This window comes from Rhizobium sp. BK312 (assembly GCF_014193605.1).
GTDB lineage: Bacteria > Pseudomonadota > Alphaproteobacteria > Rhizobiales > Rhizobiaceae > Rhizobium.
Map to the genome: position 1 here is coordinate 139,925 of NZ_JACHZP010000004.1, position 14,406 is coordinate 154,330.

Consider the following 14,406-nt stretch of genomic DNA (forward strand, 5'->3'; position numbering starts at 1 on the left):
GTTACGCGACGGGATGGTTCGCCATGCGCTCCAGCGCCTTGACGAGACCGGAATGATCGAGCCCGCCATCGCCATTGGCGGCGCATTGGTTGAAAAGCTCCTGCGTTGCCGCAGTGTTCGGCAGCGAGACGCCGAGAGCCTTGGCGCCTTGCAGGGCAAGGTTCAAATCCTTCTGATGCAGGGAGATGCGGAATCCCGGTTCGAAGGTGCGCTTGACCATGCGCTCGCCATGCACTTCGAGGATGCGTGAGGAGGCAAAGCCGCCCATCAGAGCCGAGCGCACGCGGGCCGGATCGGCGCCGGCCTTCGATGCAAAGACGAGGGCCTCGGACACCGCCTCGATCGTCAATGCGACGATGATCTGGTTGGCGACCTTTGTGACCTGGCCATCGCCGCAATCGCCAACGAGCGTGATGTTCTTGCCCATCAGCTGGAAGAGCGGCAGCGCTCGCTCGAAGCTTGCCTCGGAGCCGCCGGCCATGATGGATAGCGAGGCGTTCTTGGCACCGACTTCGCCACCGGAGACGGGCGCGTCGACATATTCGGCACCCGTTTCCCGAACCTTCCTGGCGAATTCCTTGGTCTCGATCGGCGAGATCGAGCTCATGTCGATGACGAGCTTGCCCTTGGATAAGCCGTAGGCAACGCCGTTCTCGCCGAAGAGCACGTCCTTGACCTCGGGCGTATCCGGCAGCATCAGGATGATGGTGTCGACGGTTTCGGCGAGCGCCTTCGGCGTTTCGACGAATTGCAGGCCATTGTCGAGCAGCTCCTGGCGCGGCGGGATGGAGAATTTTGAGGTGACGACGATGTGCCCGGCGTCCTGCAGATGCCGCGCCATGGGGGTGCCCATGATGCCGAGGCCGATAAATCCGATATGTGCCATGGTTGTTAGCTCCTGATATTGAGAATGGCTGCACTTTCGGCGTGGCGGCCGGCCGCGGCAAACCAGCTGAGCCCCGCCGCGGTCGTCGTGCGCGGCTTGTATTCGCAGCCGATCCAGCCCTCGTAGCCGAGCGCATCGAGCGTTTCGAAGACAAAGGGGTAGGCGATCTCGCCCGTGCCCGGTTCGTTGCGGCCCGGATTGTCGGCAAGCTGCACATGGGCGATCTGCGCCTGATGGGTCTTGAAGGTGCCGATCAGCTCGCCCTCGGTGCGCTGCTGATGATAGAGGTCGTACTGAATGAACAGGTTGTCGCTGCCGACTTCGGCGATGATCGAAGCGGCTTGGTCCAGCGTGTTGAGGTAGAAGCCGGGAATGTCGAACCTGTTGATTGGCTCGATTAGCAGCCGTATCCCGTGCTTGCCGAGCTCTTCCGCCGCATATTTGAGGTTGACGAGGAAGGTGGTCCGCAGCACCTCATCGGGCACGCCGGCCGGAATAATGCCTGAGAGGCAATTGACCTGTCTGCAGCCGAGCGTCGTCGCATAGTCGATCGCCGAGGCAACGCCGCGGCGGAATTCGTCGATACGATCGGGCAGGATCGCGATGCCGCGCTCGCCGCCGGCCCAATTGCCGGCGGGCAGATTGTGCAGCACCTGGGTCAGGCCATGACGATCGAGTTCGGCGCGCAGCGCTTCCTTCGCAAAATCATAGGGAAAGAGATATTCGACGCCCTCGAAGCCCGCCTTGGCGGCAAGCGCGAAGCGATCCAGAAACGGCGCTTCAGTGAAGAGCATGGTCAGATTGGCCGCAAATTTCGGCATGGTTATTCCTCCTTCAGTCCAGCAGAGCGAGGATTGCCGTCGGGGCATCCTCACCACGTTCGGCAAGCTCCTCGAACTCGACGACCGCATTGATGTCCGCGCCCATGGCGATGTTGGTGACGCGCTCCAGAATGAACTCGATGACGACGGGAACCTGATGCTCCGCCATCAGCTGCTTTGCTGTCGTAAACGCCTCCTGGAACTCGTTCGGGCTGCGCACCCGGATAGCCTTGCAGCCAAGCCCTTCGGCAACCGCGACATGGTCGACGCCATAGCCAGGTTCGGCATCACCGGATGCGTTGATGTTCTCGAAGGCGAGGCTGACCTCGAAATCCATGTTGAAGCCGCGCTGGGCCTGGCGAATAAGGCCGAGATAGGAATTGTTCACGACCACATGCAGATACGGAAGCTTGTGTTGCGCCCCGACGGCCAACTCCTCGATGAGGAACTGGAAGTCGTAATCGCCGGATAGTGCGACGATCGGGCGGTCCGGATCGGCAGCGCGCACGCCGAGCGCTGCCGGCAGCGTCCAGCCGAGCGGGCCTGCCTGGCCGCAATTGATCCAGTTGCGTGGCTTGTAGACGTGGAGGAACTGCGCGCCGGCGATCTGGCTAAGTCCGATGGTCGAGACGTAGCAGGTATCGCGGTCGAAAGCCTTGTTCATCTCCTCGTAAACGCGCTGCGGCTTCAGCGGCGTCTGGTCGAAATGCGTCTTGCGCAGCATGGTGCGCTTGCGCTCGCGGCATTCCTCCGCCCAGGTCGACCAATCGCGCAGCTTGCCTTCCGTCTTCCATTCCGTCGCAACGTCGAGGAAGAGTTTCAACGCAGCACCGGCGTCGGAGACGATACCGAAATCAGGAGCGAAGACACGGCCGATCTGGGTCGGTTCGATATCGACATGCACGAAGGTGCGCCCTTCCGTGTAGGTCGAGATATTGCCGGTGTGGCGATTGGCCCAGCGATTGCCGATCCCGAAAACGAAATCGGAGGCAAGCAGTGTCGCATTGCCGTAGCGATGCGAGGTCTGCAGCCCGCACATGCCGGCCATCAATGGATGATCATCCGGGATCGTGCCCCAGCCCATCAGCGTGGGGATGACTGGAACGCCTGTGATCTCGGCGAATTCGACGAGCAGGTCGGAAGCATCGGCGTTGATGATGCCGCCGCCTGCGACGATCAGCGGCCGTTCGGCCGCGTTCAACATGGCGAGCGCCTTTTCCGCCTGCGCCCGCGTGGCGGAAGGCTTGTAGGGGTTGAGCGGCGCATAGGTTTCGATATCGAACTCGATCTCGGCGAGCTGGACGTCCACGGGCAGATCGATGAGGACCGGGCCTGGGCGACCGGAGCGCATCGTGTGGAATGCCTTCTGGAAGACGTAAGGGACGAGCGCCGGCTCCATGACGGTCACGGCCCATTTGGTGACGGGTGCTGCTATCTTGGCGATATCGACGGCCTGGAAATCTTCCTTGTCGAGACGGGCGCGCGGCGCCTGGCCGGTAATGCAGAGGATCGGGATAGAGTCGGCCGAGGCCGAATAGAGACCGGTGATCATGTCGGTGCCGGCAGGTCCAGACGTTCCGATGCACACGCCGATATTGCCCGCGCGGGCGCGGGTGTAGCCCTCGGCCATATGGCTTGCGCCCTCGACGTGGCGGGCAAGTACATGGCGGATCGAACCGCGTGCCTTCATCGCCGAATAGAAGGGATTGATCGCAGCGCCGGGAACGCCGAAGGCGCAATTGACGCCTTCCTTTTCCAGAACCAGCACTGCGGCATCGACTGCGCGCATCTTCACCATGGGAATTTCCTCCGTTTCTGGATTGAAGGTACCGCATGGGTGAACGAGTGCAATCTAAAAATGGAAATCAATCCCATCATATGGAAATAAACATTTTCAACAAATCTGGAACAATCGAAGCGAAGAGGATATGTCATGAAGCCAAAACGAGCGGCGCCAAACTGCGCGGCGCGCCTTTAGTCAAAAGTGAGCGTCATGGCGGAAAATCGGGAAAAGACGAGGGGCAGACCAGGCCGGAAACCGGCCGAGAATGCAGCGGCCTCGTCCGTGCAGGTACTCGATCGCAGTCTGAAACTGCTGGAGCTGGTTGCCGAAGCTGATGGCGCGGTTCTGACCGATCTCGCCGATAGATCGGCCATGGCACCCTCCACCGTCCATCGGCTACTGACTTCTCTCGCCCAGCACGGCATGGTGGCGCATGACGAGGAGACCGGCGCCTGGACGATCGGGGTGAAAGCCTTCGAGATCGGAACGGCCTATTTGCGCTTCCGCAAGCTCGGTACCATCAGCCGGCCTTTCCTCAAGCAGTTGATGGAGGCGTCTGGCGAGACCGCCAATATTGCCATCGAGGAAGATGGCGACATTGTCTTCATCTCCCAGGCGGAAAGCCATGCGCCGATGCGCGCCTTTTTCCGTCCTGGTCGGCGTGGGCCGATCCATGCCTCCGGTATCGGCAAGGCGATCCTCTCCACCTGGGCGGACAGTCAGATCGGGGCCTTGCTCGGGGAGCGTTCGCTCCAGCATTTCACCGACAAAACCCGGGATACACTGCCTATGCTGCTTGCGGATATGGCCGAGATCCGCTCTCGCGGCTGGTCGATCGACGATGAGGAACACACGCTCGGCATGCGATGCGTCGCCGCGCCGATCTTCGACGAATATAGCGAGGCTATTGCCGGAATCTCGATTTCAGGTCCGGCCGTGCGGCTGCCGGATGAAAGGGTCGCGGCGCTCGGTCCGGTTGTGCGGGCCGCGGCAGAAGAATTGACGAAGGCAATGGGCGGAAAATCGAAGCGGGTATAAAAACGCCTTCGCCATCGTCTCTCTTCCAGAGACGATGGCGTTGACGGCCCGCCGCATAGTGGGTCAGGCGAACTGCAGTTGTTCGGGTACTGCCGCTTCCGGCGTTCGATTGCTTCTGGTTTTCATCGCTTTACCCGCGACATAGACTTCGGCGACGCAGCGATCGTCGCCCATGGTCTGCAGGATAAAGAGCTCCTCGGCCAATGAGGTCGCGGTGCGCATGCGGAATTCCATCGCCGACTTGGAGCGGGAATCAAGCACGACGATATCGGCGTCCGCGCCCGCCTGCAGCGAGCCGATCTGCTTTTCGAGCCCGAGTGCGAGAGCGTTGCCGCGTGTCATGCGATAGAAGGAATTGAATGGCGTCAGCCGCTGCCCCTGCAGGTGCAGCACCTTGTAGGCCTCATCCATCGTTTCCAGCATCGAGAAGCTGGTGCCGGCGCCGACATCGGTTGCAACGGACCAGCGTGCACCGACCTTGTCGAACTGAGCGGCATTGAAGAGCCCCGAGCCTAGGAAGAGGTTCGAGGTCGGGCAGAAGACACCCACCGCGCCCGTCTCCGCAAGCACCGCGACTTCCCGTTCGCTCATGTGGATGCAATGGCCGAGCAGCATGCGGTCGTTGAGCAGACCGTAGCGGGCATAGATATCCGTATAATCCTTGGCCTCGGGATAAAGAGAGGTGGCAAAGGCGATCTCGTCCCGATTTTCCGAGAGATGCGTCTGAACGTAGCAATCCGGGTGTTCGGCAACGAGAGCCTTGCTCATTTCCATCTGCTCGGGCGTCGAGGTAATCGCAAAGCGTGGGCTGACGGCATAATGCGCGCGGCCGCGGCCGTGCCATTTCGCAATCAACCGCTTCGTCTCGTCATAGCCGCGCTGCGGCGTATCGCACAGTGCATCCGGCGCGTTGCGGTCCATCATCACCTTGCCGCCGATCATGCACATGCCGCGCGCTTCGGCTGCCGCGAAATAGGCATCGACGCTTTCCGGGTGCACCGAACAATAGGCGACGGCCGTCGTCGTGCCGTTGGATAGGAGTTCGTCCATGAAACGGTCCGCCACTTCGGCCGCATGGGCGGCGCGGGCGAACTTCTGTTCCTCGACGAAGATATAGGTGTTCAGCCATTCGAGCAGTTGCGCGCCATAGGAGGCGATCACCTGCGTCTGCGGGAAATGAAGGTGCGTGTCGATAAAGCCCGGCAGGATAAGGTTCGGGCGATGGTCCGCGATCCGGATACCGGCGTCTGCCAGCTTGCGAATGTCGCCATAGGCACCGATATCAACAATCTTGCCATCGCGAACATAAACCGCGCCATCCTCGATGTAACGATAGGAGGTGGTATCGTCGATGCCTTGCGGCTCGGCAAGGAAGGTCAGCACACGGCCACGGATCAGGACTTCATTCATCGGGTTTTCTCCCCATTGACGGCATTTTCGTACCAGGAGACGAGCAGCCGGCGCTCCTCATCGGTTATGTGCGAGGCGTTGGCGGGCGGCATGGCATGGCTGCGGCCGGCCTGCAGGTAGATCTCGCGCGCATGGGCGGCGATATCGCGGTCGGTCTCGAAGACGACGCCCTTTGGCGGAGCGACGATCCCCTCCCAGCTCGGCTCCTTCGCATGGCACATGGAGCAGCGTCCCATCACGGTGTCGCGGACCTTCGGGAAATCCTGCGCCGTGATGAAGGGCTGCTGGATGGCAGAGACCTTCGTTGTTGGTTCGCCGGCCAGGATCTTCGGCACCGTGGAGAGCCACATGATGATGATGAACAGGATGACGGTGGCAAGCCAGGTCCAGGTCGGGTTACCGGCATTGGCGTGCCGGGTGTTGAACCAGTGGCGGATCGTGACCCCCATCAGGAAGACGAGCGAGGCGATGATCCAGTTGAACTGCGTGCCGAAAGCCAGCGGATAGTGGTTCGACAGCATCAGGAACAGCACGGGCAGCGTCAGGTAGTTGTTATGCGTGGAGCGTTGCTTGGCGATCCTGCCGTATTTCGCATCCGGCGTACGCCCGCCAAGCAGGTCGGCGACAACGATCTTCTGGTTCGGGATGATGATGAAGAAGACGTTGGCCGACATGATCGTCGCCGTGAAGGCGCCGAGATGCAGGAAGGCGGCGCGGCCGGTAAAGAGATGCGTATAGCCCCAGGCCACCGCGACCAGAATGAAATAGAGCGCCACCATCAGCCGCGTATTGTCGTTGCCAAAGGGCGACTTGCAGATCAGGTCGTATAGGAGCCAGCCGCCGGCAATCGAGCAGAGCGAAATGGCGATCGCCACCGGCTTGGAAACGTCAAGCACGGCCGGGTCGATCATATAGAGGTCGGCGCCGGCATAATAGACGAGACAGAGCATGCCGAAGCCCGACAACCAGGTGACGTAGCTCTCCCATTTGAACCAGACGAGATGATCAGGCATGTTGGCCGGCGCCACCAGATATTTCTGGATATGGTAAAAGCCGCCGCCGTGGACTTGCCACTCCTCGCCGTAGGCTCCCGGCGGCAGCGCCGGATGTTTTTTCAGGCCGAGGTCAAGTGCTACGAAATAGAACGACGAGCCAATCCAGGCGATGGCGGTGATGACGTGCAGCCAGCGGACGGCAAATGTCAGCCAGTCCCAGGCGATGGCATATTCATACATGGGAACTCCTCCCGGCCTTCATGGGCCCGATCTTTACGGGACTGTTTGCCATCGCGTGATTTTCCCGAAAATCCCGGTTAATCCGCCAACACTTTCAAAAAAATCTATAAGATGAACCCTGGTTTGTTCCGCGTGCCGATGTGGTAGAAAGGTGCCATGTCCTATCTCGATAATGTCCGTGTCTTCGTTCGCGTGGTCGAACTCGGTACTCTCTCGGCAGCGGGACGCGACCAGCGCGTCACGCCTGCGGTCGCGAGCAATCGCATCAAGGAGCTCGAGCGCCATCTTGGCGTGCGCCTCTTCAACCGCACCACGCGTAAGCTCTCGCCGACCGAGCATGGCCGCGTTTTCTACGAAAAGGCGGTGAAGATCATCGAGGCAGTGAACGAGGCGGAAGCCGCGATCGCCGATCTCTCACGCAATCCCAAGGGTTCGCTGAGGATCACCGCGCCACTCGGCATCGGCCGAAGGCTGATCGCCTCGGGCATTCCGGAGTTTCACGACAAATATCCGGATATCGAGGTGCGCGTCCGCCTGTCGGACCACAATGTCGATATCCTTGCGGAGGGTGTCGACGTCGCCTTCAAGCTCGGCGTCTTGGAGGATTCCAACCTGCGCATGCGCGGCATCCTCAATTGCGATCGGGTGCTTTGCGCTTCGCCGACCTATCTCGCAAGTCGCGGCGTGCCGGCGAGCGCGGATGCTCTAATTGCCGACAAACACGACTGTCTTCTGCTGCGCTATCCTGGCTCGAAGGAATATTACTGGACGCTGATGACGGCGGAAGGCCATCGCAAGTTCGAGGTCGCAGGCCCCTATGACAGCGACGACGGCGACGTGCTCACCCAATGGGCACTGGAAGATCGCGGCATCATCAACAAACCGCTGTTCGAGGTGAAGGCCTATCTGAGGGAAGGGCGGCTGGTGGAAATCCTAAAGGAGAGCCCGCCGGCTCCGGTGCAGCTTGCGGCCATCTACCCGCACAAGCGCTTCCAGGATCCGAAGGTCCGCCTGATGATCGATTTCATGGCGGAGCGCTGTCAGCGGCTGATCGGCAAGCTGCTCGAAGATGAGCCTGCCGCTACGGCTGCGGGCGGTTAACGCTGCTCGCAAACCTTGCGTGATCAGCCGTCCAGTTCAGCGCCGCCGTCATCATCTCGGCGGCGGCCAGTGTCGCGATGACGGTCGGACGTTTGTCTTTCACAGCCGTTCCGCCGATCGGGCAGATGAGGCGATCGAAAAGCTCCGTCTGGCCGGTTTCGCGCGACAGCCAGTTGCGGAAGGTGGCGCGCTTCGTCTTGGAGCCGATCATGCCGACATAGGCTGCATCTGTGCGCTTGAGCGCTTCCGCGGCAATCAGGAAATCGAGCGCATGGTCATGGGTGAGGATCACGAAGCTGCTGCCGGCGGGCGCATCGCGCACGACAGCCTCGGGCATGGCCGTGAGACAGGTCTCGATGCGCGGCAGGTTGGAGGCAATGAGCTCTTCTTCCCGCGTATCGACAAGCACCACGCGTAACGGCGCCAGCGAAAGCGCCATGGCGAGGGCATCGCCGACATGACCGGCGCCGAAAACATAGACATGTGGGCGCGCGGCCATCTCGCGGTCGCTCCGAGCTATGAGATCATTCGCAAGCCTGGGGCTGAGGGCGGTGAAGGCCAGGCCCACCCGGCCGCCGCAGCACTGGCCGATCTCCGGACCGAGCGGCACGTTCATCGGCTCGGCGGCCAGACCGGAGCGCAGGGCCCGTCGCGCCTGGTCGATCGCCATATATTCCAGTGCGCCGCCGCCGATCGTCGCAAAGATTGCCCGTTCCGATACCAGCATCCAGGCATCCGCATCGCGCGGCGCGGAACCCGCGACCCCCGTCACCTCGACGAGCATCGATGCCGGTTCGCGGCGCAGGAAGTCCCGGATATCTTCACGGGCGGCAGGCATGATCTTACTCCTTCTTCGCCGCTTTGAGGCGCTCGATCGCCATCAGCACCCGTTCGGGCGTTGCCGGCGCGTCGAGACGCGGGCAGATCTTATGGTCGGCGACGCTCGCCACGGCATCTGAAAGCGCATGCAAGACGGAAAGCCCGAGCGGCAGCGGCGGTTCGCCCACAGCCTTCGAGCGATGGATCGTCGGTTCATGGGCCTCCGACCAATCGGTCAGGGCTACATTGAAAATCTTCGGGCGGTCGGATGCAAGCGGGATCTTGTAAGTCGAGGGCGCGTGCGTTCGAAGACGCCCCTTGCCGTCCCACCAGAGCTCTTCCGTCGTCAGCCATCCCATGCCCTGGATGAAGCCGCCCTCGACCTGACCGATATCGATGGCCCTGTTCAGGGAGCGTCCGGTATCGTGGAGGATATCGGTGCGTTCGACCACATATTCCCCCGTCAGCGTATCGATCGATACTTCCGAGCACGCCGCGCCATAGGCATAGTAGTAGAAGGCGTGGCCACGGCCCGCCTTGCGGTCCCAATGGATCTTCGGTGTCTTGTAGAAGCCGGCGGCTGAAAGCTGGACGCGGGCCATATAGGCCTTCTTGATGAGATCAGGGAAGGACATTTCGACATCGCCAATGCGCACGCGGTTGGGCAGGAACGTCACCTGCTCGCGGAGCACCTGATAGCTTTCGGCGGCGAAGGCGATCAGCCGGTCCTTAATCTGGCGTGCAGCGTTTTGCGCCGCCATGCCGTTTAGGTCCGCGCCCGAAGAAGCCGCGGTTGGCGAGGTGTTGGGCACCTTGGCTGTCGTCGTTGCGGTGATTTTTACCCGGTCGAGATCGATCTGGAGCTCTTCTGCCACGACCTGCGCCACCTTCAGATGCAGGCCTTGCCCCATTTCGGTGCCGCCATGATTCATGTGTACGGAACCGTCGCTATAAACATGCACCAGCGCGCCGGCCTGGTTCGATTCCGTCTTGGTGAAGGAAATGCCGAATTTCACCGGGGTCAGCGCGATGCCGCGCTTGACGATACGGCTCCTGGCGTTGAATTCGGAAATGGCCTTGCGGCGCCCGGCATAGTCGGCGCTTTCCTCCAGTTCGGCGACGATGCGCTGGATGACGCAGTCCTCCACCTTCTGGTGATAGGGTGTGAGGTTGCGCTCGCCTTGAACGCCCATTGCGTCGTAGAAATTCAGCTTGCGGATGTCGAGCGGGTCCTTGCCGACAGCGAAGGCGACTTCGTCGATGACACGTTCGGCGCCCACCATTCCCTGCGGGCCGCCGAAGCCGCGGAAGGCCGTGTTGGAGACGGTGTTGGTATAGAGCGGCGCCGATTTCGCCTGCACATGGGGAAAGAAATAGGCATTGTCGCAATGAAACAGCGCACGATCACCGACCGGGCCGGAAAGGTCGGCCGAGAAGCCGGCCCGGAGCGCAAACGTATAGTCCACGGCCAAGATGCGGCCCTCGTCGTCAAAGCCGACATCGTAATCGATGGCAAAATCATGCCGTTTGCCGGTCGCGACCATGTCTTCGTCGCGGTCGAGCCGGACCTTGACGGCGCGCTTCAGCTTCTTGGCGGCAATGGCTGCGATCGCAGCGCATTGGTTCGCCTGAGTTTCCTTGCCGCCGAAGCCGCCACCCATGCGGCGAACCTCGATCGTAACAGCATTGCTCGAGACGCCCAGCGCGTGGGCGACCATATGCTGCGTCTCGCTCGGGCCTTGGGTGGAGCAATAGACGACGACCTCGTCATCCTCGCCGGGCACGGCAAGCGAGACCTGGCCTTCAAGATAGAAGTGATCCTGGCCGCCCAGCCGCATGCGGCCCTTCACGCGGCGCGGAGCGCTGTTGAGGGCGGCATCCGCATCGCCGCGCTTCAGCGTAAGCGGTGTAACCACCTGCCGATGGGTCGAAACGTCGAGATCCCAGATGTCGATATCGGCCGGCAATTCCTCGTATTCGATCTTTGCCAGCTTTGCGGCGCGGCGGGCCTGCTCACGCGTTTCGGCGATCACGCAGAAGATCGGCTGACCATGAAACTCGACCTTGCCGGCGGCAAGCACCGGGTCGTCGTTCATGTAGGAGGGGGAGATATCGTTGACGCCAGGCACGTCCTCATGGGTGAGCACGGCGACCACGCCGGGCGCGGCGCGCACTTCTGTCAGATTGACGGATTTCAGGATGCCGTGCGCAACGGTGGATAGGCCAAGCCCTGCATGCAGCGTTCCGGTCGGTTCGGTAATGTCGTCGATATAAACGGCGGCACCGGAAACATGTTTGTGCGCGGAGTCATGACGGGGGCTGGTATGAACCCCGCCAACGATGGTTTCGGCCTTGATGTCTGAAGCGTGTTTGTTCATGGCCTATGCCGCCTCATATCTAGACACCTGAACCGGTGCCTCATTGGACGTCGTTTCCAGGAAGAAGCGCAGCAGAAGGTTCCTTGCCGCCAGCGCACGATATTCCGCCGTGGCGCGCATGTCGGTCAGCGGCGCGTAATCCTCGGCATATTTCTCCATAGCCAGATTTACAGTTTGCTCGTTCCAGGGCTGGCCGAGCAATGCCTTTTCGACGGCGAAAGCCCGCTTTGGCGTTGCGGCCATGCCGCCATAGGCGATTCGGATTTCGGCAACCGTGCCATCTTCGCCAAGTGTCAGCCGGAAGGCGCCGAGCGTGGCGGTAATGTCCTCGTCCCGGCGCTTCGTCACCTTGTAGACGGCGAACATTTCACCTGTTGCCGGAACCGGAATATGCACGGCTTCGACGAATTCGCCGGGCTGACGGTCCTGTTTGCCATAGGCGATGAAGAAGTCTTCAAGCGCAATGGTGCGCCGGACGGCGCCCTTGCGCAAGGTCAGCGACGCGTTGAGTGCAATCAACGCCGGCGGCGTGTCGCCGATCGGCGAACCGTTGGCGATGTTGCCGCCGATCGTGCCCATATTGCGCACTTGCTGGCCGCCGATACGGGTGATCAGCGGCCCGAGCGCCGGGATATGCTGCGACAGCGTCACGATCGCCTCCGAATAGGTGACGCCGGCGCCGATGGTGACGAGCCCGTCTTTCACCCCGATCGATTTCAACTCCTGCAGCCCAGCAATGAACACGACCGGCGTGATGTCGCGCATGTGCTTGGTGACCCAGAGGCCGACATCGGTCGAGCCGGCCACCACGGTTGCCGTCGGCGATGCCTCCAGAACCGATGCGAGATCATCAAGGTCCGCCGGCACAATAAGCCGATTACGACCCTCGCCGATTTCGACGCGGGCGCCGTCGCGAAGGGCCTGCAGGCGCGCGATCATGGTTTCGCGCTCTATCAGCAGTGGGTCGTCTTGTGTCCCGCCATAGCTGGAGATGGAGCGGGCAGCGCGCAGGATCGGCTCATAGCCGGTGCAGCGACAGAGATTGCCCTGGAGCGCCGTTTCGATCTGCTCATCCGTCGGGTTCGGCGTCTGCATCCAAAGTCCGTAGAGCGACATGACGAAACCTGGCGTGCAGAAGCCGCATTGCGAACCGTGAAAGTCGATCATGGCTTGCTGCACCGGATGCAGGTGCTCGTCGCTCGGGGCGAGATGCTCGACGGTGACCACGTGACAGCCGTCCAGTGAGCCAAGGAAGCGAATGCAGGCGTTGACGCCCTCGTAAACGAGGCCGCCCGCTGGCGTCAGCCGCCCCACAAGCACAGTGCAGGCGCCGCAGTCGCCCTCGGCGCAACCCTCCTTCGTGCCCTTCAGCGAGCGGGAGAGGCGCAGCCAGTCAAGCAGCGTCTGGTCTGGTGCCACGTCGGTAAGAGCGACGTCCCGACCGTTGAGAATGAAACGAAGTTCGGAGCGGATTGTCGTCGATGTCATCGCTCAGCTCCCGCGGTAGGTGGAATAGCTGTAGGGCGAGAGGAGGAGCGGCACATGGTAATGCGCGCCTTCGTCGGCAAGACCGAAACGGATCGGGATGATGTCTAGAAACATTGGGCCATCCGATGCGCGACCGAGATAGTCGCCGGCATGAAAGCGCAACTCGTAGATGCCGGCCTGCATGATTTCTCCCGACAGCAGCGGCGCATCGCAGCGACCGTCGTCGTTGGTCTCCGTCGACTTCAGCAGATTCGGTACATCGCCCTCGATCCGGTAGAGTTCGATGCGCAGGCCCCGGGCGGGCTTGCCAAGCGCCGTATCCAATACATGGGTCGTGAGCCGTCCGGCTCCTGGCGAATAAGACTGCATATTCTTCTCCCGAACCTGGCGCTCCTGTCTCTACTATCGGCCAGGCCCATTCCCATGAAAAGCAGCCGTAACGTTCGAGACTTTCAAAATTTCCAAGGGGAATGGCGCGCGCGATTTGCGGTTAGACATTGGGTATCGAAAACGTTTGGAGGAACGTTTCATACGATGTCGCGGCGGGACGGATGGGCTCGACTTGCGCATTTCGCATGCACTGAGGCGTCGAAATACGTGCCGATGTCGCGATATGCATTTCATGAAAAGGCAGGTTTCCGCCGGTCTCGCTGCATGGCGGAAGTAATGAATGCGCCGATTCTCGGCTGGCCCTGATGGGCGTCAGTTCGAGACGCTTGGCGGCAAAAAACCTTGCCGCAGCTAGTGGGAAACCGATGTCGCGGTCTTTGCGATCAGCGTCGGCAGTGATCGACCATGGAAATAGCCGCGGCACGGCGGCTGCCGGAGTGCCAGCCGTGCTCCGGTCGACTTCTGCTGCCTGCACCGCGGGTCAAACATCGTACCCAAGCGAACATATCGTCGATCGAGGAAGAGGTGATTTCGGAGAATGGAAACGGGAGACCATGAATGAAAGTGATCGAAATTCAGCCGCTGACGAGAGCCGCATTCGCGCCTTTCGGCGATGTGATCGAAATGGAGGGTGCGCACAGCTTTCCCATCAATGCCGGCAAATGCGTTCGCTACCATGACCTCGCAAAGGTCGAAGCGATCGGCGAGGAGGCACGTACGATGATCAGCTGGCTGCGCGGCGAACCCTATGCGCTGCCATTGGAGCTGAAGATGGTCGAGCGGCATCCCCTCGGCAGCCAGGCCTTTGTGCCGCTGACCTGCAATCCATTCCTCGTCGTTGCAGCGCCGCAGACGGACAATGGTCCGGGCGAGCCGGTGGCGTTCCGCACCAGGCCCGGCCAGGGCGTCAATATCTGGCGCAATGTCTGGCACGGTATTCTGACGCCCCTCGATGGTGTCTCCGACTTCATCGTCATCGATCGCGGCGGCAGGGGCGTCAATCTCGAGGAACATTTTTATGGCGAGGCGTTCCTGATCCGCTGATCGGATCTCGATC

The 14,406-nt window shown here is 61.3% G+C and carries 12 protein-coding genes; 3 read left to right on the forward strand and 9 right to left on the reverse strand.

Going from position 1 to position 14,406, the window contains the following annotated elements; genetic code table 11:
- Position 1: 1 nt before the first annotated feature.
- The 3 genes from glxR to gcl are packed head-to-tail and all read right to left on the reverse strand — an operon-like array spanning position 2 to position 3,505.
- The gene (gene glxR / locus FHT85_RS12955) at positions 2–886 is read right to left on the reverse strand and encodes a 2-hydroxy-3-oxopropionate reductase (protein ID WP_112411010.1); all 885 of its coding nucleotides are present in this window, start codon (positions 884–886) and stop codon (positions 2–4) included.
- 5 nt (positions 887–891) lie between these two features.
- Positions 892–1,707, reverse strand: a complete 816-nt coding sequence (hyi, locus tag FHT85_RS12960; protein WP_112411009.1) for a hydroxypyruvate isomerase — start codon at positions 1,705–1,707, stop codon at positions 892–894.
- A 13-nt stretch (positions 1,708–1,720) separates the two neighbouring features.
- Complete coding sequence (gcl, locus tag FHT85_RS12965) at positions 1,721–3,505, reverse strand: glyoxylate carboligase (RefSeq protein ID WP_112411008.1); 1,785 nt, start codon at positions 3,503–3,505, stop codon at positions 1,721–1,723.
- A gap of 195 nt (positions 3,506–3,700) precedes the next feature.
- Between gcl and bhcR the strand changes: the two genes are divergently transcribed.
- A complete protein-coding gene (bhcR, locus tag FHT85_RS12970) occupies positions 3,701–4,528 on the forward strand; it encodes an HTH-type transcriptional regulator BhcR (RefSeq protein WP_112411007.1) in 828 nt (275 codons plus the stop codon).
- 63 nt (positions 4,529–4,591) lie between these two features.
- On the opposite strand, the gene guaD is transcribed toward bhcR, so the two are convergent.
- Positions 4,592–5,938 carry a guanine deaminase gene (gene guaD / locus FHT85_RS12975; protein ID WP_112411006.1) on the reverse strand — a complete coding sequence of 449 codons (1,347 nt, stop codon included), beginning with the start codon at positions 5,936–5,938 and terminating at the stop codon, positions 4,592–4,594.
- Positions 5,935–7,173 carry a urate hydroxylase PuuD gene (locus FHT85_RS12980; RefSeq protein ID WP_112411005.1) on the reverse strand — a complete coding sequence of 413 codons (1,239 nt, stop codon included), beginning with the start codon at positions 7,171–7,173 and terminating at the stop codon, positions 5,935–5,937. Before FHT85_RS12980 ends, guaD begins: the two co-directional genes overlap by 4 nt.
- Before the next feature lie 156 nt (positions 7,174–7,329).
- Here FHT85_RS12980 and FHT85_RS12985 point away from each other — a divergent pair, with 156 nt between their 5' ends.
- Positions 7,330–8,274, forward strand: coding sequence for a LysR family transcriptional regulator (locus FHT85_RS12985; RefSeq protein ID WP_112411004.1), 945 nt, complete (start codon positions 7,330–7,332; stop codon positions 8,272–8,274).
- Here the strand turns inward: FHT85_RS12985 and xdhC are convergent.
- From xdhC to uraH, 4 genes are read right to left on the reverse strand one after another with little or no spacing between them, the layout of a single operon-like run.
- Positions 8,255–9,112: a xanthine dehydrogenase accessory protein XdhC gene (gene xdhC / locus FHT85_RS12990; protein WP_112411003.1), complete on the reverse strand. Its 858-nt coding sequence runs from the start codon at positions 9,110–9,112 to the stop codon at positions 8,255–8,257. The genes FHT85_RS12985 and xdhC overlap by 20 nt on opposite strands.
- A gap of 4 nt (positions 9,113–9,116) precedes the next feature.
- The gene (gene xdhB / locus FHT85_RS12995) at positions 9,117–11,471 is read right to left on the reverse strand and encodes a xanthine dehydrogenase molybdopterin binding subunit (protein WP_112411002.1); all 2,355 of its coding nucleotides are present in this window, start codon (positions 11,469–11,471) and stop codon (positions 9,117–9,119) included.
- 3 nt (positions 11,472–11,474) lie between these two features.
- Complete coding sequence (gene xdhA / locus FHT85_RS13000) at positions 11,475–12,959, reverse strand: xanthine dehydrogenase small subunit (protein WP_112411001.1); 1,485 nt, start codon at positions 12,957–12,959, stop codon at positions 11,475–11,477.
- A 3-nt stretch (positions 12,960–12,962) separates the two neighbouring features.
- The gene (uraH, locus tag FHT85_RS13005) at positions 12,963–13,328 is read right to left on the reverse strand and encodes a hydroxyisourate hydrolase (RefSeq protein ID WP_112411000.1); all 366 of its coding nucleotides are present in this window, start codon (positions 13,326–13,328) and stop codon (positions 12,963–12,965) included.
- A gap of 579 nt (positions 13,329–13,907) precedes the next feature.
- Here uraH and FHT85_RS13010 point away from each other — a divergent pair.
- On the forward strand, positions 13,908–14,393 hold the full coding sequence (locus FHT85_RS13010; protein WP_112410999.1) for an ureidoglycolate lyase: 486 nt from the start codon (positions 13,908–13,910) through the stop codon (positions 14,391–14,393).
- Positions 14,394–14,406 lie beyond the last annotated feature (13 nt).

Excerpts from the sequence above, each read along its gene's own strand:
- glxR (WP_112411010.1), bottom strand. The coding sequence starts at position 886 with ATGGCACATATCGGATTTATCGGCCTCGGCATCATGGGCACCCCCATG.
- hyi (WP_112411009.1), bottom strand. The coding sequence starts at position 1,707 with ATGCCGAAATTTGCGGCCAATCTGACCATGCTCTTCACTGAAGCGCCG.
- gcl (WP_112411008.1), bottom strand. The coding sequence starts at position 3,505 with ATGGTGAAGATGCGCGCAGTCGATGCCGCAGTGCTGGTTCTGGAAAAG.
- bhcR (WP_112411007.1), top strand. The coding sequence starts at position 3,701 with ATGGCGGAAAATCGGGAAAAGACGAGGGGCAGACCAGGCCGGAAACCG.
- guaD (WP_112411006.1), bottom strand. The coding sequence starts at position 5,938 with ATGAATGAAGTCCTGATCCGTGGCCGTGTGCTGACCTTCCTTGCCGAG.
- FHT85_RS12980 (WP_112411005.1), bottom strand. The coding sequence starts at position 7,173 with ATGTATGAATATGCCATCGCCTGGGACTGGCTGACATTTGCCGTCCGC.
- FHT85_RS12985 (WP_112411004.1), top strand. The coding sequence starts at position 7,330 with ATGTCCTATCTCGATAATGTCCGTGTCTTCGTTCGCGTGGTCGAACTC.
- xdhC (WP_112411003.1), bottom strand. The coding sequence starts at position 9,112 with ATGCCTGCCGCCCGTGAAGATATCCGGGACTTCCTGCGCCGCGAACCG.
- xdhB (WP_112411002.1), bottom strand. The coding sequence starts at position 11,471 with ATGAACAAACACGCTTCAGACATCAAGGCCGAAACCATCGTTGGCGGG.
- xdhA (WP_112411001.1), bottom strand. The coding sequence starts at position 12,959 with ATGACATCGACGACAATCCGCTCCGAACTTCGTTTCATTCTCAACGGT.
- uraH (WP_112411000.1), bottom strand. The coding sequence starts at position 13,328 with ATGCAGTCTTATTCGCCAGGAGCCGGACGGCTCACGACCCATGTATTG.
- FHT85_RS13010 (WP_112410999.1), top strand. The coding sequence starts at position 13,908 with ATGAAAGTGATCGAAATTCAGCCGCTGACGAGAGCCGCATTCGCGCCT.